General features: G+C 67.0%; 18 protein-coding genes. 9 read left to right on the forward strand and 9 right to left on the reverse strand.

Features of this window, described 5'->3' with window-relative positions:
- Positions 1–4 precede the first annotated feature (4 nt).
- Positions 5–1,522, reverse strand: coding sequence for a Ppx/GppA phosphatase family protein (locus AC0N04_RS12345; RefSeq protein ID WP_474281981.1), 1,518 nt, complete (start codon positions 1,520–1,522; stop codon positions 5–7).
- Positions 1,523–1,640: 118 nt separating this feature from the next.
- On the opposite strand from AC0N04_RS12345, the gene AC0N04_RS12350 reads away from it, so the two are divergent.
- The gene (locus tag AC0N04_RS12350) at positions 1,641–2,528 is read left to right on the forward strand and encodes a dienelactone hydrolase family protein (RefSeq protein WP_474281983.1); all 888 of its coding nucleotides are present in this window, start codon (positions 1,641–1,643) and stop codon (positions 2,526–2,528) included.
- A 49-nt stretch (positions 2,529–2,577) separates the two neighbouring features.
- On the opposite strand, the gene AC0N04_RS12355 is transcribed toward AC0N04_RS12350, so the two are convergent.
- The 3 genes from AC0N04_RS12355 to AC0N04_RS12365 all read right to left on the reverse strand — a co-directional run bounded on the left by AC0N04_RS12355 (position 2,578) and on the right by AC0N04_RS12365 (position 4,923).
- On the reverse strand, positions 2,578–3,012 hold the full coding sequence (locus tag AC0N04_RS12355) for a universal stress protein (protein ID WP_474281985.1): 435 nt from the start codon (positions 3,010–3,012) through the stop codon (positions 2,578–2,580).
- 123 nt (positions 3,013–3,135) lie between these two features.
- Positions 3,136–4,002: a sulfurtransferase gene (locus tag AC0N04_RS12360; RefSeq protein ID WP_474281987.1), complete on the reverse strand. Its 867-nt coding sequence runs from the start codon at positions 4,000–4,002 to the stop codon at positions 3,136–3,138.
- Positions 4,003–4,032: 30 nt separating this feature from the next.
- Positions 4,033–4,923, reverse strand: a complete 891-nt coding sequence (locus AC0N04_RS12365) for a DMT family transporter (protein ID WP_474281989.1) — start codon at positions 4,921–4,923, stop codon at positions 4,033–4,035.
- Between the two features lie 42 nt (positions 4,924–4,965).
- On the opposite strand from AC0N04_RS12365, the gene purN reads away from it, so the two are divergent.
- The gene (purN, locus tag AC0N04_RS12370; RefSeq protein ID WP_474281991.1) at positions 4,966–5,613 is read left to right on the forward strand and encodes a phosphoribosylglycinamide formyltransferase; all 648 of its coding nucleotides are present in this window, start codon (positions 4,966–4,968) and stop codon (positions 5,611–5,613) included.
- Between the two features lie 51 nt (positions 5,614–5,664).
- Here the strand turns inward: purN and AC0N04_RS12375 are convergent, their stop codons facing one another.
- Entirely contained in the window at positions 5,665–6,303 is a 639-nt protein-coding gene (locus tag AC0N04_RS12375) for a DUF1345 domain-containing protein (RefSeq protein WP_474281993.1), read from the reverse strand.
- Between the two features lie 85 nt (positions 6,304–6,388).
- Here AC0N04_RS12375 and AC0N04_RS12380 point away from each other — a divergent pair, with 85 nt between their 5' ends.
- On the forward strand, positions 6,389–7,648 hold the full coding sequence (locus AC0N04_RS12380; RefSeq protein WP_474281995.1) for an RsmB/NOP family class I SAM-dependent RNA methyltransferase: 1,260 nt from the start codon (positions 6,389–6,391) through the stop codon (positions 7,646–7,648).
- 147 nt (positions 7,649–7,795) lie between these two features.
- Entirely contained in the window at positions 7,796–9,013 is a 1,218-nt protein-coding gene (locus tag AC0N04_RS12385) for a DesA family fatty acid desaturase (protein WP_474281997.1), read from the forward strand.
- Between the two features lie 133 nt (positions 9,014–9,146).
- Here AC0N04_RS12385 and rpmG read toward each other — a convergent pair whose 3' ends face one another.
- The 3 genes from rpmG to trxB form a co-directional block, all read right to left on the reverse strand.
- Complete coding sequence (gene rpmG, locus AC0N04_RS12390) at positions 9,147–9,317, reverse strand: 50S ribosomal protein L33 (protein WP_025564431.1); 171 nt, start codon at positions 9,315–9,317, stop codon at positions 9,147–9,149.
- Positions 9,318–9,336: 19 nt separating this feature from the next.
- A complete protein-coding gene (gene rpmB, locus AC0N04_RS12395; protein WP_198101395.1) occupies positions 9,337–9,570 on the reverse strand; it encodes a 50S ribosomal protein L28 in 234 nt (77 codons plus the stop codon).
- 179 nt (positions 9,571–9,749) lie between these two features.
- Positions 9,750–10,709, reverse strand: coding sequence for a thioredoxin-disulfide reductase (gene trxB / locus AC0N04_RS12400; RefSeq protein WP_474282000.1), 960 nt, complete (start codon positions 10,707–10,709; stop codon positions 9,750–9,752).
- Positions 10,710–10,892: 183 nt separating this feature from the next.
- On the opposite strand from trxB, the gene AC0N04_RS12405 reads away from it, so the two are divergent.
- The 3 genes from AC0N04_RS12405 to lolA are packed head-to-tail and all read left to right on the forward strand — an operon-like array spanning position 10,893 to position 14,553.
- Positions 10,893–11,558: a Crp/Fnr family transcriptional regulator gene (locus AC0N04_RS12405; RefSeq protein ID WP_474282002.1), complete on the forward strand. Its 666-nt coding sequence runs from the start codon at positions 10,893–10,895 to the stop codon at positions 11,556–11,558.
- Positions 11,559–11,612: 54 nt separating this feature from the next.
- Positions 11,613–13,922: a DNA translocase FtsK gene (locus AC0N04_RS12410; protein WP_474282004.1), complete on the forward strand. Its 2,310-nt coding sequence runs from the start codon at positions 11,613–11,615 to the stop codon at positions 13,920–13,922.
- A gap of 25 nt (positions 13,923–13,947) precedes the next feature.
- Entirely contained in the window at positions 13,948–14,553 is a 606-nt protein-coding gene (gene lolA / locus AC0N04_RS12415; RefSeq protein ID WP_474282069.1) for an outer membrane lipoprotein periplasmic chaperone LolA, read from the forward strand.
- 44 nt (positions 14,554–14,597) lie between these two features.
- Here lolA and AC0N04_RS12420 read toward each other — a convergent pair whose 3' ends face one another.
- A complete protein-coding gene (locus AC0N04_RS12420; protein WP_474282006.1) occupies positions 14,598–15,125 on the reverse strand; it encodes a chemotaxis protein CheW in 528 nt (175 codons plus the stop codon).
- A 186-nt stretch (positions 15,126–15,311) separates the two neighbouring features.
- Between AC0N04_RS12420 and AC0N04_RS12425 the strand changes: the two genes are divergently transcribed.
- A complete protein-coding gene (locus AC0N04_RS12425; RefSeq protein ID WP_474282071.1) occupies positions 15,312–16,679 on the forward strand; it encodes a replication-associated recombination protein A in 1,368 nt (455 codons plus the stop codon).
- Between the two features lie 200 nt (positions 16,680–16,879).
- The coding region (locus tag AC0N04_RS12430) for an ABC transporter permease subunit (RefSeq protein WP_474280484.1) at positions 16,880–17,003 on the forward strand (124 nt) is incomplete at its 3' end.

Below are 17,003 nucleotides of genomic sequence, written 5' to 3' on the forward strand. Positions count from 1 at the left end.
GGGCTCAGCTCGGCAGGCTGAGGTCCAGCGCGCCGGTGCGGGACCAGCTGTCGGCCTCTTCGCGCAGCAGGTAGAGCGTGCGCGGATGACTTTCAAGCCAGCGGGTCGGGAAACTCAGGCGCACGGCCTGGCCGCGCCGCTTCAGGGTCAGCGCGTTCAGATCGACGTCGCTGCGGGCATGGCATTTGATGACGGCCAGCCGCAGCGACATCAGTTGCAGCGCGACGCTGTCCTGGCTGAGCGCGGCCTCGACCTTGCGCAGCCCGCCGCGCTGGCCCAGCACCAGTTCGCTCAGGCGACGCTGCTGGCTTTGCGAAAAGCCGGCAGCGTCGACATGCGCGAGCAGGTAGGCGCTGTGCCTGTGATGATCGTGGTGCGACACCATCATGCCCATCTCGTGCAGTTCGGCGGCCCAGCGCAATTCGCGGCAGGCCTCGGCCGAGGCCTCCGGCGCCAGCTGCCGATGGAGCGCCTGGGCCACTGCGGCGACCCGACGGGCCTGCGGCACATCGATGTGGAACCGCTGCTGGAGGGCGCGCACCGAATCGTCGCGCAGGTCGTGACCGGGGCGGTGCTGGCCGGCGAGCAGACGGTCGTGCAGATCGACGATCACGCCCTGGCGCAGCGCGCCCTTGGCTGGCGCCAGACGTTCGATCTTGAAGTGGGTGGCCAGCGTGTAGAGGATGGCCAGGCCGCCCGGCAGCACGGCGCGGCGCTCGGGCTTGAGCCCGGGCAGGTCCAGGCGTTCCACCGAGCCGGCGGCGATGCAGGCCTGGATCAGCCAGCGCAGGCCGGCCGGCGTCAAGCTGCCATCGGTGATGCCGGCGGCGCGCAGCACGTCGGACACCGCGCCTGCGGTGCCGGACGACCCGAGTGCTTCATCCCAATGGCGCGGCGCGAACTCGTCGAGGGACTCTTCGAGTTCGGCGCCGGCGGCGACCTGGGCCTCGCGAAATCCTTCCGCGCTGATGATGCCGCCTGGAAAGAAGCGCATCGACAGGCTGACGCTGCCGATCTGGAACGATTCGGCATCGCCGGGACTGCGCTGCTGGCCCAGGATCATTTCCGTCGAGCGGCCGCCGATGTCGATCACCAGCCGCCGGCGTTCCGAGGGCTGCAGAAAGGACACGCCGGCGTAGATCAGTCGCGCCTCTTCGCGCCCCGAGATGACTTCGATCGGCAGGCCCAGCGCGGCCTCGGCGCGTTGCAGGAAGGCGTTGCGGTTGCGCGCCTCGCGCAAGGTCTGAGTCGCGACCGCACGCACCTGGCCCGGCTGCAGGCCCTCCAGCGCGTCGCGGAACTGGCGCAGGCATTGCAAGCCGCGCTCGGCGGCGTCCTCGGTCAGCAGGCCGGCTGCGTCCAGTCCGGCACCCAGGCGCACCATGTCCTTGCGATAGAGGTGTCGACGGTAGCGGCCATCGCGCACCTGGCCGATTTCCAGCCTGAAACTGTTCGACCCCATGTCGATGGCGGCCAGCAGGCCGGTGGGGGAAGGCGGGGTGGCGTGGGGTGACATGGGCATGGTGAGCGCGGATTATCGCGGCTCGATCGCTCTTTCGACCGCAGGCCGCCGGCCGCGGGATGGCGCCGGTGATCGGCCACTCCTAGAATTTGGCTCCCATCCATCCCAGGAGCACCGCATGTCCCTCCCGCAGATGACCGAGGACGCGCTCGCCCTGCTGCCGTCGCGTGATTTGTCGCGTCGCGACTTTGTGCGCGCCTCGGTGGGCACCGGCTTTGCCGCGGCCGTGTTGCCGATCGCCGCCCAGACGGTGGTCAAGACGTCGTCCGACGGACTGCTGGCCGGCGAGGTGACGATCCCGGTCGGCGACTTCAAGATGCCCGCCTACCGCGCGGTGCCGCTGGGCAAGACCCGGGCGCCGGTGGTGCTCGTGGTGAGCGAGATCTTTGGCGTGCACGAACACATTGCCGACATCACCCGACGCTTCGCGCACCTGGGCTATTGCGCCATAGCGCCCGAGTTGTTCGTGCGGCAGGGTGACGTGGGCGCCTATGGCGAGATCAGCAAGCTGATGAGCGAGGTGGTCTCCAAGGTGCCGGATGCGCAGGTGATGGGCGATCTGGACGCCAGCGTCGCGTGGGCCCAGGCGCAGGGCATGGACACCGATCGTCTGGGCGTCACGGGCTTTTGCTGGGGTGGCCGCATCACCTGGCTGTACGCGGCGCACAGCAGCCAGGTGAAGGCGGCGGTGGCCTGGTATGGCCGGCTGGTGGGCGATACCAGCGCGCTGACGCCGCAACAACCGATCGACCTGACGACCCGGCTTCATGCCCCGGTGCTGGGTCTGTACGGCGGGCTGGATCCCAGCATTTCGCAAGACAGCATCGGGCGCATGAAAGCGGCGCTGGCCACCGGCAGCGCGGCCGCCAAGGCCTCCGAATTCGTCGTCTATCCGCAGGCCTCGCATGCGTTCAACGCCGATTACCGCGCCAGCTACCAGCCCGAGGCCGCGCACGATGGCTGGCAGCGCTGCCTGGCATGGCTGAGACGCTACGGCGTGAGCTGAGCCTGCGCCGAGCCAAGATGGGCGCCGGACAGGCACCCACCGGACCGGCTCACTTCACGACCAGGACCGGCACCGAGCAATGGGTGAGCACCTTCTGCGTCTCGCTGCCGAGCAGCAGGGCGCTGACGCCGCGCCGACCGTGCGAGGCCATCACGATCAGGTCGCAACCCTGGGCCTTGGCATGCTCGACCACGGCTTCCCAAGGATGCACGGCTTCGACCGTGCTGGCGTTGCACGCCACGCCTGCGGCGGCCGCGGCATCGGCCACGGTCTTGACCCGGGCGGCAGCGATGCGCTCCTGCGCGTCGTAGAACTCCTGTGGCGGCACCGGCTGCATTTCCGAGATGGCGCTGTAGGGAAACGGCTCCTTGACGCTGATCGTGGTCAGGCGCGCGCCCAGGCTCTTGGCCAAGCTGATGGCCGTGTCCACGGCCTTGCTGGTGATGTCCGAGCCATCGGTCGGGAGAAGGATATTGCGATACATGCGGAACTCCTGTTCTCTGACGTACCGGCGACGCCGGCCTTGACGACAAGTGTTGCCGCTGGCGGGCGACGGGACTTGACGCGCATCAAGGCTGTTGCAGTGTAGGCGCGTGATCGGAAGGCTTCAAGCGCGTGCGATCGGGCGTGTCGGGTCGCTGCTCCATTCGCTCCACGAACCCGGGTACAGGCGCGAACCGGTCCGTCCGGCGAGTTCCATCGCCAGCAGGTTGTGGCACGCGGTCACGCCCGAGCCGCACTGGTGCACGATCCGTCCCGGCGCGACGCCATAGGCATCGAACGCCTCACGCAACTCGGTCGCCGGGCGAAAGCGCTCGTCCGGGCCGAGGTTGCTTCTGAAGAAGCGGTTGCGTGCCCCGGGGATGTGGCCGGCTTGCGCATCGAGCGGCTCGACCTCGCCGCGGAATCGCTCGGGGGCCCGCGCGTCGACCACGGTCAGCGTGCCCAGGCCGCCGAGCAGGTCGGCGGCGCTGACGGTGTCGACGCGCGGCGCGGTGCAGGCATAGGGTCGGGTCGCCGGCGCGGGCGGGGGGGCCTCGCCTGTGGCTTGCGGCCCACCCACCGCCTGCCAAGCGGACCAACCGCCATCGAGCACGGCCACCGGGCCGTGGCCCAGCCAGCGCAGCATCCACCAGAGGCGGGCCGCATAGGGGGATCCTTGGCGGTCATAGGCCACCACCGGCCGGTCTGGCGTCAGGCCCCAATCGGCGACCCGCTGTGCGAAGGCTTCGCGTAGCGGCAGCGGATGCCGGCCGCCGTCGGCCGACCCGCGGACCGACGGCGGCCTCGACAGATCCCGATCAAGGTGCGCGTAGACCGCCCCGGGGAGATGGCCGGCGGCGAAAGCCCGCTCGCCGGCGGAGGGATCGGCCAGATCGAAGCTGGCGTCGATCAGCAGCGGTGCAGCGGCACCGGATTGGAGAAGATCGAGCAGGGCCGTCGCGTCGATCAGCGGCGTCGGAAAGGCGGACATGGAAACTCCCGGAGCGAAACAGACAGGGCGTCAACGGCCGGCGATCGGCATCGAACTGCCGGTCGTCGCAGGCTGGCGAAGCTGGTTGGCGGCCAGGCCGGCACCGACGATCAGTGCCATGCCGGCCAACGCCGACAGCGTGACCGGATCATCGAACAGCGCGACGCCGTAGGCAAACGAGAAAGCGATGCCCAGGTACTGCAGGCTGGCATTGGACAGGGTGCGACCGATCGCGTAGGCGCGCGTCATCAGCATCTGCGCCACGGTGGCCAGGATGCCGATCGCCAGCAGCAGCGCCGCACCACGCGCCGTCAACGGGTGCAGGCCGTTGTGCAGCGCCAGCGCGCCGCCCGCCACCATGCCACCGAGCGAAAAGTAGAACACCACCCGGTACTCGGGTTCGCCCGCCCGGCCCAGCGCCGTCACCTGCAGGTAAGCCATGGCCGCGAGCATCCCGGACAGCAGCCCCGCCAACGCGCCGACCAGTTGCTGGGGGCCAGCCAGACTGGGCCGCAGTACCAGCGCGACGCCGCCGAAGCCGACCAGCACGGTCCAGACCAGCCGGCGATCGACCCGTGCGGTGCGAAGCCAGGCGGCGCTGGCGATCAGGAACAAGGCCATCCAGACCGACGACATGTAGTTCAAGGTGACGGCAGTGGCCAGCGGCAGCTGGCCGATCGCGTAGAACCACAGCACCAGGGCCGCCACGCCCACACCGCTGCGCCGCAGATGCATCAGCGGCATCCGCGTGCGCACCGTGCCGCCGCGGGCGCGGGCCAGCGCGAACAGGAACAAGGCGCCGATCAAGCCCCGCCAGAACACGATTTCGCCCGCGCCGTACAACGACGAGGCCAGTTTCACGCACACCCCCATGGTGGCGAAGAGCAGCGAGGCGAGGATCATCAAGGCGGATGCGGACATCGCCGGATTGTCCACGGCCGAACACGTACACTCTCGCGCCTCATGAAGCGCATCGTGATTCTTCTGTCGGGTCGGGGCAGTAATCTGCAGGCCTTGGTCCGGCATTGCCGCGACGAACAGTGGCTGGCCCGCATCGCCGCGGTGGTCAGCAACCGGCCCGATTCGGCCGGCCTGGCCTGGGCCGCGGGCCAAGGCCTGGCGACCGCGGTGGTCGATCACAAGGCGCATGCCGACCGACAGGCCTTCGACGCCGAGTTGCAACGCGTGGTCGATGGCTTCCGCCCCGATCTGCTGGTGCTGGCCGGCTTCATGCGGATCCTCGGCGCCCCGTTCGTGCGGCACTACGACGGGCGCATGCTGAACATCCACCCGTCCCTGCTGCCGGCGTTCGCGGGCCTGGACACCCACCGGCGAGCGCTCGATGCGGGTTGCCTGCTGGCCGGCTCGACGGTGCACTTCGTGACACCCGAACTGGACCATGGCCCCATCGTCGCGCAGGCCGTGGTCCGGATCCGTCATGACGACGACGAGCGCAGCCTGAGCTCGCGCGTGCTGGCGCTGGAACACCGGCTCTACCCGATGGCCGTGCGCTGGTTCATCGAAGACCGGCTGGCGATCGAGGGCAACCGCGTGCGCCAATTGGACGACGCAGCGCAGGTGCTGGACGAGCGCTCGCTGGTCGGCGGCTGACGGCGCCGGAGGGTTGCCGGGCGATCGAACGACGCGCCAGCGAGGTTCGCCTCAAAAAAGCCCGGCGGCGATGTTGATGGCCAGCGACAGGATCGCGGCATTGAAGGCAAACGCCAGCACCGACTGCAGCAGCACCAGTTGCCGCATGCGGCGGTTGCTGACGGCAATGTCCGCGGTCTGGGCGGCGACCGCGATCGTGAACGAGAAATACAGGAAATCGCTGAAACCGGGCCGGAAGGCCGGATCGGTGTCGGGAAAGATCAGCCCCCCGTCGGTCTGCCCGTCGGTGCGGTGGTAGTGGCTGGCATAGGTCAGCGTGAAGATCACCGGCATCAGCAGCCAGGCACCGATCACCGTGAACGCCGTCAGCACCAGCCGCGACGCGGCGTGAGTCACACCCGCCTGATGCACCTGGGCCATTTCGTAGCCCAGCGCCACCAGGCTGGCCACCGCCGCGGTCACCACCATCACCAGCACCACCACCGCCTTGTCGGACTGGGCCCGTGCCAGCCGGTACAGATGCCCATGGTCGGCGCGGGCCATCAGCCAGGCCATCAGCGCGAGGTAGGTCCATACGCCCAGGTCCCAGCCGGTCAGGCAGCGGGTCACGAGCGGGGTGCCGGCCGGCATCAGGACGCCGGTCGAGATCCCCAGCGCGATCGCGGTGGCCATTCGGGGACGGGCGCGCATGGGCGCAAAAATCGGTCTGAGCATGGTTTCGAGCCGGTGCGCGAGGCAAGGCGGTGGAAGCAGGGCGGGCGGGGATAATCGCGCCATGCATCCTAATGCCCTGCTCGACCTGAGCACCGACTTGTTGCGCCAAGTCCTCAAGCTAGACGCGCCTGCCGACGCCATCGTGTCGGCCTTCTTCCGCCACCATCGGCAACTCGGTCAGCGCGAACGCCATGCCCTGGCCGAAACAGCCTATGCCGTCCTGCGTCGGCGGCTGCTGTTCGCTCACCTGGCCAACAGTGGCAGCGGCGCGCTGGAGCGGCGACTGGCGATCCTCGGCTGGCAGGGCAGCGACAGCTTTCTGCGCAGCGCGATGGGGTCGAACGAGCAGAAGTGGCTGGCGCAGGTCAAGGCCATTGATCTGGCCACCTTGCCTGAGAAACTGCGCCACAACCTGCCCGACTGGCTGGCTGCGCCGTTGAAGGCGGAACTGGGCGACGACTTCTGGCCCCTGGTGTCCGCGCTCGACCAGTCGGCACCGCTGGATCTGCGCGTCAACACGCTGAAGGCCGACCGGGAAGCCATCCGGGCCGAGTTGCGCGAAGCCGGGATCGAAGCGGAATTGACCCCTTATTCGCCCTGGGGCCTGCGTCTGGCGGGCAAGCCGGCATTGCAGAAGCTGCCGCTGTTCATCCGCGGCGACGTGGAGGTGCAGGACGAGGGCAGTCAGCTGCTGGCGGCCATGCTCGCTCCGAAGCGTGGCGAGATGGTGGTCGATTTCTGCGCCGGTGCCGGGGGCAAGACCCTGGCGCTGGGTGCGGCGATGCGCAACACCGGGCGCCTGTATGCCTTCGATGTCTCGGGGCACCGCCTGGACGGACTCAAGCCGCGGCTGGCACGCAGCGGGCTGTCCAACGTCTATCCGGCCCAGATCGCGCACGAGCGCGACGACCGCATCAAGCGCCTGACCGGTAAGATCGACCGGGTGCTGGTCGATGCTCCCTGTTCCGGCCTCGGCACGCTGCGGCGCAATCCGGACCTGAAATGGCGCCAGTCGCCCAAGGCGCTGGAAGAGTTGGGCATCAAGCAGGCCGCGATCCTGGACAGCGCGGCGCGGCTCGTGAAACCCGGCGGGCGGCTGGTGTACGCCACCTGCAGCCTGCTGAAGCGCGAGAACGAGGACATCGCCAAGGCCTTTGCTGCCAGCCACCCTGGTTTCAAGCCGCTGGCTGCCGCGGAACTGCTGGCGGCGGCCCAGGTGGCGCGCAGCGAGGAACTCGACAGCGCCGGGTCGCTGCGGCTGTGGCCGCACCGGCACCAGACCGACGGCTTTTTTGCCGCGGCCTGGGAGCGGACGGCCTGAGGCGGCCGCGCGCGGCGGGTCCGCTGACCGCGCGGCCGCCTGCAAGTGGTTGCTCACAGCAGGGTTTACGGACCTTGCAATGGCGCCTGCTCGCCTAAAATAGGCAGGGTGTCCATGGTGCATGGGCCACAAGCTTGGGAAATCACTGTGCTTCAATCTGTTTTCAATGTCGTCATCGACTGGGCGGCCCATGGCGTGCTGCACGCCGGTCTCTGGCAGGTGCTGGCCTTCACGCTGGTGGTGACGCACGTCACCATCGCGTCGGTGACGATCTTCCTGCACCGGGCACAGGCGCACCGCGCGCTGGAGTTGCACGCGCTGCCCTCGCACTTCTTCCGCTTCTGGTTGTGGATGACCACCGGCATGGTGACCAAGGAATGGGTCGCCATCCACCGCAAGCACCACGCCAAGTGCGAGACCGAGGAGGATCCTCACAGCCCGGTGACGCGCGGCATCGAGACCGTGCTGTTGCGCGGCGCCGAGTTGTACCGTGCCGAAGCCAAGGTCGCAGAGACGGTCGTCAAGTACGGGCACAACACGCCGGACGACTGGATCGAGCGCCACCTGTACACCCGCTTCAGCGCTCTGGGCGTGAGCCTGATGCTGATCTTGAACGTCAGCCTGTTCGGCGCGATTGGTCTGACCGTGTGGGCGGTGCAGATGCTGTGGATCCCGATCTGGGCCGCCGGCGTGATCAACGGCATCGGGCACTATTGGGGTTACCGCAATTTCGAGGCTCCGGATGCCTCGACCAACGTCTCGCCCTGGGGGGTGCTGATCGGCGGCGAGGAACTGCACAACAACCATCACACCTACCCGACCTCGGCCAAGTTCTCGGTCAAGCCTTACGAGTTCGATATCGGCTGGGTCTACATCCGCGCGATGGAGATGCTGGGGCTGGCCAAGGTGCGCAAGACGGCGCCGCAACTGGTACTCGGTTCGATCAAGCCGGTGGCCGATGCCAAGACGCTGGAAGTCATCATCGCCAATCGCTATGAGGTGATGGCGCATTACGCGCAGGAATTGCGCCGCGCCTGCGCCACCGAGTTGTCGCGCCTTCGCGCCCAGGGCGTGGCCAGAGGCAGCGTCTGGACCGATCTGCGCCTGGCCGAGCGCTGGCTGCACCGGGATGCCGAGAAGATCCCCGGCCATGTGCGCGGCCAGCTCGACAAGGTCATGGACACCACGCCGGCGCTCAAGAAGCTGGTGACGATGCGCGAGGAACTGCGCCAGCTCTGGACGCGTACCAACGTGTCGGCCGAGCAACTGGTCGCCGAACTTCAGGATTGGTGCAAGCGTGCAGAAGACAGCGGCATCGCCGCGTTGAGGGAATTCTCGGTGCGCCTGCGCGCGGCGCGCGCCTGACCCCAAGGCGGTCGGCGCATTGAACAGCGGCCCGCTCGATGCGGGCCGTTTCTTTGGCGAAGTCGACGTCTGATCGACCCCGCAGGCATGAAAAAACCCGCCATCGGCGGGTTCCTGGGCAAGGAGCGCTGAATTATTTCAGCTTGATTTCCTTGTAGAGCACGTGCTTGCGCGCCTTCGGATCGAACTTCATGAATTCGAGCTTTTCGGGCGTCGTCTTCTTGTTCTTGTTCGTGGTGTAGAAGTGGCCGGTCCCCGCAGTGGATTCCAGCTTGATCTTTTCGCGTCCGCCTTTGGATGCCATGGTGTCGCTCCTTCAGTGATTAGGCTTGACCGCGGGCACGCAGGTCGGCCAGCACGGCGTCAATGCCCTTCTTGTCGATCAGACGCAGGCCAGCATTGCTGATGCGCAGGCGAACCCAGCGGTTCTCGCTCTCGACGAAGAAGCGACGATATTGCAGGTTCGGCAGGAACCGGCGCTTGGTTTTGTTGTTGGCGTGGGAAACATTGTTCCCGACCATGGGCTTCTTGCCCGTCACTTCGCAGACGCGTGCCATGAGGACACTCCGTTCTTCTACAGCGGCCGCCACAAGTCGCTGGTCAACAAGGACTCCAGACCCGAGGCGGCGGCCTCACCTCGCCAAAAGGGTGGCGGTAACCCACTCGCGCCCCGTACGGAGCGCGCAATAAAACCACGCATTGTAGCGGATTTGCCGGCGCCGGGCGTGGCAGCCGATCAGCTGCCGCCTTGCTCCAGGAAGCGCTGGGCGTCCAGCGCCGCCATGCAGCCGGTGCCGGCCGAGGTGATGGCCTGGCGGTAGACGTGGTCCTGCACGTCGCCAGCGGCGAAGACGCCCGGCACGCTGGTCATCGTGGCGAAGCCGTTCTGCCCGCTGCGGGTCACGAGGTAGCCGTCATTCATCTCGAGTTGACCCTTGAAGATGTCGGTATTGGGTTGGTGACCGATCGCGATGAAGCAGCCCTTCAGCGCGATCTCGGTGGTGTCGCCGCTGGTGACGTGCTTGAGCCGCACGCCGGTCACACCAGAGGCATCGCCCAGCACTTCGTCCAGTGTGTTGAACAGATGCAGTTCCATCCTGCCGCTGGCAACCTTTTCGTGCAGCTTGTCGAGCATGATCGCCTCGGCGCGGAACTTGTCGCGACGATGGATCAGATGCACCTTGCTGGCGATGTTCGAGAGGTACAGCGCCTCTTCCACGGCGGTGTTGCCGCCGCCGACGACACAGACCACCGCGTCGCGGTAGAAGAAGCCGTCGCAGGTGGCGCAGCCGCTGACGCCCCGGCCCATGAAGGCCTCCTCGGATGGCAGGCCCAGGTACTTGGCCGACGCGCCGGTCGCGATGATCAGGCTGTCGCAGGTGTACTGACCGCTGTCGCCGGTCAGCACGAAGGGCCGGCGGCTGAAGTCGACCTGCTGGATGTGGTCGAACACGATCCGGGTGTTGAAACGCTCGGCGTGCTGCTGGAAGCGCTGCATCAACTCGGGGCCTTGCACGCCCATCACATCGGCCGGCCAGTTGTCGACCTCGGTGGTCGTCATCAGCTGACCGCCCTGGGCCATGCCGGTGATCAGCAGCGGTTTCAGGTTGGCGCGGGCGGCATAGATGGCCGCGCTGTAGCCGGCGGGGCCGGAGCCAAGAATCAGGACCTGGGCGTGGGAGGTGGGGGTGCTCATGCGGAGTAAGAGGTGAGAGGACCGGAGGCGAGGCGACCCGGACGGCCGCTGGAGGTGCAAGGCGAGGCTGGCAAACCAGATATGCTCGCGCCTGCAACTCGCTGGGAGTTGCGTCTATTTTAGGCAACGGGCGGTGGTGGTGCTGGCCGTCTCGCTGATGCGGTCGTTTCGAGGGGGTATTTGATGTCGATGCTGTCCAACTTGGATCTGATTCGCCGGGTTCCGCTGTTCTCGATGCTGACCAACGATCAGGCTCGGGCGGTCGCCGATGGCGTGGTCAAGCGTCGCTATCGGCGTGGAGAACTGGTGGTCGAGCAGGGCAAGAAGAGCAATGCGCTGTTCATCTTGCTCAACGGCCGGGCGCGGGTGCTCACCGCCGACGCCCGGGGCAGGGAGGTCATTCTGGCCGTGCTGGAGGCCGGCGACTACGTGGGCGAGATGAGCCTGATCGACAACCAGCCCCATTCGGCATCGGTGCGCTGCGAGGTGCAGTGCGACATGCTGATCCTGGGCCGCGCCGAGTTCGCGCGCTGCCTGCCCGAGAACTCCAGCCTGTCGTATGCGATCATGCGCGGCCTGGTCACGCGGCTGCGCAGTGCCGACCGGCAGATCGAATCGCTGGCGCTGCTGGATGTCTACGGACGTGTTGCGCGGACCCTGCTGGACATGGCCGAAGACGTGGATGGCGAGAAGCTCATCCGCAGCAAGGTGTCGCGGCAGGACATGGCCAAGATCGTCGGCGCCTCGCGCGAAATGGTCAGCCGGGTGATGAAGGACCTGGAAGAACGCGGCGTCATCGAGACACTGGAAAATGGGTCCGTGCTGCTGAAAAATCGTCTGCCCGAATGAGTGCCGGACGCTTTATCCGCAGTGATGCGCCGAACGCGAGGAGTGTGAGTCTTGATGCGGCAAAGCGCTAGCTTGGGTGGCCTGTCGCCGCCGGTTCGCCCTGCATCCGAAGGAAGCCTTCGCAGCCACCTGCGAGTGCTGCTGAGCGGCGTGCTGCTGTTCGTACTGGCGCTGGCCCTGGCCAGCCACAACGCGGACGACCCCGGTTTCTCCACGTCGGGAACAGGCTCGGCCATCGTCAACTGGCTGGGCGCCCCCGGGGCGTGGCTGTCCGATGTCTTGTTGATGTCGTTCGGCTTCTCGGCCTGGTGGCTGCTGATCGTCGGCGCACGGCAATGGCTGAGCGCGTTGGCGCAGTCCTTGCGCAGCGGCGAGGCGGGCACCGAGGCGATGCCTGCGCGCCGCGCCGGCCTGCGCGTTGCGCTGGGCTTGCCGTTGCTGATGATGGCCAGCACCGCGCTCGAGTGGACGCGGATCTACGGGTGGGAATCCCGCCTGCCGGGTCACGCCGGAGGCATTCTGGGCTACGTGCTGGGTCCGCTGTCGATGCGCGGACTGGGCTTTGCCGGCTCGGGCGCGCTGTGGATCGCGTTGCTGGTGGCTGCGTTGCCGCTGGCCTTGCGCTTTTCGTGGCTCCGGGTGGCCGACACGCTGGGCGGATGGGTCGACGGAGTGCGCGAGCGCCGGACCCTGAGGCGCGAACATGCCGAGGATGTGCGTCTGGGTGAACTGGCGCAGCGCGAGCGTGATTTCGAGGTCGAGGTCGAGCGTGAGGAACTTCACGAGCACGTCCCCATCGTCATCGAGCCGCCAGTCCTGGAGGTGCCGAAGTCCGAGCGGGTGGCGCGCGAGCGTCAGAAGCCGCTGTTCAACGAGATCGCCAACAACCATCTGCCTCAGATCGATCTGCTCGACAAGCCACCCGGCCGGGTGGAATCGGTGACTGCCGAGACGCTGGAGATGACCAGCCGGATGATCGAGAAGAAGCTCAGCGACTTCGGCGTCGAGGTGCGCGTCGTCGCCGCCCAGCCGGGGCCGGTGATCACCCGCTACGAAATCGAACCGGCCACCGGGGTCAAGGGCTCGCAGGTGGTGAACTTGGCCAAGGACTTGGCGCGCTCGCTGTCGCTGGTGTCGATCCGGGTGGTCGAGACGATTCCCGGCAAGAACTTGATGGCGCTGGAGTTGCCCAACGCCAAGCGCCAGACCATCCGCCTGTCGGAGATCCTGGGCTCCCAGGTCTACAACGACGCCACCTCGCTGCTGACGATGGCGCTGGGCAAGGACATCATTGGCTTGCCGGTGGTGGCCGATCTGGCCAAGATGCCGCACTGCCTCGTGGCGGGCACCACCGGTTCGGGCAAATCGGTCGGCATCAACGCGATGATCCTGAGCCTGCTGTACAAGGCCGAGCCGCGCGACGTGCGGCTGATCATGATCGATCCGAAGATGCTGGAGATGAGCGTCTACGAAGGCATCGGTCATCTGCTGTGTCCGGTCGTGACCGACATGAAGCAGGCCGCCAACGCCTTGAACTGGTGCGTGGGCGAGATGGAGCGCCGCTACAAGCTGATGAGCAAGCTGGGCGTGCGCAACCTGGCCGGCTACAACAAAAAGATCGACGAAGCCCGGGCTCGCGGCGAGTTGCTGCCGAACCCGTTCAGCCTCACGCCCGAGTCGCCCGAACCGCTGGAGCGCCTGCCCCACGTCGTGATCGTGATCGATGAGCTGGCCGACCTGATGATGGTGGTGGGCAAGAAGATCGAGGAGTTGATCGCGCGCCTGGCGCAAAAGGCGCGCGCCGCCGGCATCCACCTGATCCTGGCCACTCAGCGCCCCAGTGTCGACGTGATCACCGGCCTGATCAAGGCCAACATCCCGACCCGCATCAGTTTCCAGGTGTCCAGCAAGATCGACAGCCGCACCATCCTCGACCAGATGGGGGCCGAGGCCTTGCTGGGCATGGGCGACATGCTCTACATGCCCTCGGGCACCGGGCTGCCGGTGCGGGTCCATGGTGCCTTCGTCAGCGACGACGAGGTGCACCGGGTCGTCGAATCGCTCAAGGCGCGGGGAGGACCGGATTACATCGAAGGCATTCTCGAAGGTGGCACGCTCGATGGCGATGGTGCCGAGGGTGCAGGCCCCGGTGGCGGCGATGCCGAGGCCGACCCGATGTACGACCAGGCGGTGGCCATCGTGCTTCAGCACCGCAAGGCATCCATCTCGCTGGTCCAGCGCCATTTGCGCATCGGCTACAACCGCGCCGCGCGATTGCTGGAACAAATGGAGCAATCCGGGCTCGTATCGTCCATGTCCACCAATGGCAACCGCGAACTGCTGCTGCCCAAGCGCGATGAATGAGAGTCCCCGTCGGCGAACGTTCCTGATGTCGGCCGCCCTGGGTTGGGCGATGCTGGCGATCGCGTCGCCCGCCCGTGCCGACGCGACCGACGCGTTGAGGGCGTTCGTGCGCGATGTCCATAGCGGCCGTGCCGACTTCACACAGACCGTGACGGCCCCCGATGGCGTGAAGAAGAAGACGTCCAGCGGGCGCTTCGAGTTCGAGCGACCGAACCGGTTCCGGTTCAGCTACGCCAAGCCCTACGTACAAATCATCGTCAGCGACGGTCGAAAGGTCTGGTTCGACGATCCCGATCTGAACCAGGTCACGGTGCGCAAACTGGGTGATGCGATGGGCAGCACGCCTGCGGCCTTGCTGGCCGGCCAATCGATCGATCGGGATTTCGAATTGGCCGCTCGTCCCGACCACGATGGCCTGAGCTGGGTGCGCGCCACGCCGCGGCGCAAGGACGGCACGATCCAGTGGATGGAGGCGGGCTTTCGCGGCCCGGATCTGGCGGCGGTGGAAATTGCCGACAGTTTCGGCCAGCGGTCGCTGCTGCAGTTCGCCAGTTTCAAGGCCGACCTCGCCTTGCCGGCAGACACCTTCCATTTCGTGGTGCCAGCGGGCGCCGACGTCGCCGAGCAATAGGCCGGCGTGGCGAAACGGCGGTGCCGCAGGCCCGCCGTGGCCGGTCAGTGCATCACGGCGTCCATCAGGCCCATGTCGGCCGCAGTCATCATGTCCTCGATGTCCATCAGGATCAGCATCCGTTCTTCGTCGCCGTGCTTGAGGGTGCCCAGGCCGGTGATGTAGGCGGCATCGATCGCTCCGTTGAATTCCGGCGCCGGCTTGATCTGGCCGGCCGGCAACTCCAGCACGTCGCTGACCGAATCGACCACCATGCCGACCGTGCGATGGGCCACGTTCAGGATGATCACCACGGTGAAGCTGTCGTACTTCACGTCGGGCAGGCCGAAGCGCAGACGCATGTCCACGATGGGAACGATCACCCCGCGCAGGTTGACCACGCCCTTGATGAAATGCGGTGCGTTTGCGATGCGCGTCGGTGGCTCGTAGCCCCGGATCTCCTGCACCTTCAGGATGTCGATGCCATATTCCTCGTGGCCCAGCTTGAAGGAAAGAACTTCGCGCGGCGTGGCGGTCGGCGTTGACGAGACGGCGGGCAGCGAGCGTGGTTCGGTCGACGCGGTGGCGCTCATGGATGGGACTCCTGGCAAGGTTCGGGGGCTGGGTCGGCGGGCCTGGGGCGCGATCCGCTCATGGTCGAACGGCAACCCATCGAGGTGGCTGCCAGTGTGCGGCTTTCGCACCGATGGCAAGCGAGGAAAAGCCGGCAGGAAACCGCCCAATCCGGCGCGGACCGCAACTGCCACAATCACGGGACCATGAGTCGCCAGGATCTGTTGTTCGACGAATTTCCGTCACCCGTCGAGGGGGCTGCCGCCGAGCGCGACGGCGGCACGGTCGCCGATGCGCCGCTGGCCGAACAGCTGCGGCCGCGCCGCCTCGACGAGGTGATCGGCCAGTCGCACTTGTTGGCGCCGGGCAAGCCGCTTCAGGTCGCTTTTGCCCAGGGACGATTGCACTCGATGATTCTCTGGGGCCCCCCCGGCGTCGGCAAGACGACCCTGGCGCGGTTGATGGCGGGCGCGGTGCAGGCGCGGTTCGTCGTGATGTCGGCGGTGCTGGCCGGCGTCAAGGACATCCGCGAGGCCGTCGCCGAGGCAGAGGCGGCACGGCGAGCCGGGCGACGAACCATCGTCTTCGTCGACGAGGTGCACCGTTTCAACAAGGCGCAGCAGGATGCGTTCTTGCCGCATGTCGAATCGGGACTGCTGACCTTCATCGGCGCCACCACCGAGAACCCTTCGTTCGAGGTCAACTCGGCGCTGTTGTCGCGTGCCACGGTGCACGTGCTGAAGGCTCTGGAGACGGACGACATGGCGCTTTTGCTCGATCGCGCGCGCGAAACGCTCGGGGCACCCGTACTCAGCGAGCCGGCCCGGCAACGCCTGATCGGCTATGCCGACGGTGATGCACGGCGGCTGCTGAACGCCTACGAAAACCTGGTGAACCAGGCCGGTCCGGTGGGGGAACTCGACGAGACCGTGCTGGAGAGGTCGTTGGGGGAGCAACTCCGTCGCTACGACAAGGGGGGCGACCAGTTCTACGACACCATCTCGGCCTTGCACAAGGCGGTCCGCGGCTCGGACCCCGACGCGGCGCTCTACTGGTTCGCACGCATGCTCGATGGCGGCGTCGACCCGCGCTATCTCGTGCGCCGCTTGCTGCGCATGGCCAGCGAAGACATCGGCAATGCCGATCCGCGGGCCCTGCGCCTCGTGCTCGATGCCGCAGAGACCTACGAGCGGTTGGGCAGCCCGGAGGGCGAACTCACGTTGGCGCAGGCCGTGGTCTACCTCGCCGCCGCGCCGAAATCCAATGCGGTCTACACGGCCTGGGGCGAGGTGCGGTCGTTCGTCAAGCAAGGCGGAACCCAGCCGGTTCCGATGCACTTGCGCAATGCGCCGACAGCACTGATGAAGGGACTTGGGCACGGTCAGGGCTATCGCTATGCCCACGATGAAGACGGCGCCTTCGCCGCCGGGGTGTCGTACTGGCCCGATGGCATGCCGGCGCAGACGTTCTATCGCCCTGCAGCGCGGGGCCTGGAGCTGAAGATCGGCGAGAAGTTGGCGGAGTTGCGCAGGCTCAACGCCGAGGCCAGGGGCTCGAAACCCCCGGCGGACTGACGCCTCGATGTCAGCTCGGCGCGGGGGAAAGCCCGCTACTGAAACCGGCCCGAGCCTCCCTACAATCCGCGCAACCGGCCGTCGCGCCGGCAGCGGTTCGCCCGGGTGCCTTCCCGGATCCAGACGCTCGCCTTTTGGCACCCCATCCGCCGGTGTGCGGGCTCGGCAGCGCCGCGCAAGACACAACCTGGAGCCCATTCATGGACACATTCGTACAGCAGATCGTGAACGGTCTGGTGCTGGGGAGCATGTATGCGCTGGTGGCGCTGGGGTACACGATGGTGTACGGGATCATCAGTCTGATCAATTTTGCGCACGGCGAGA

Source organism: Ideonella sp. sgz306126, from assembly GCF_056032705.1.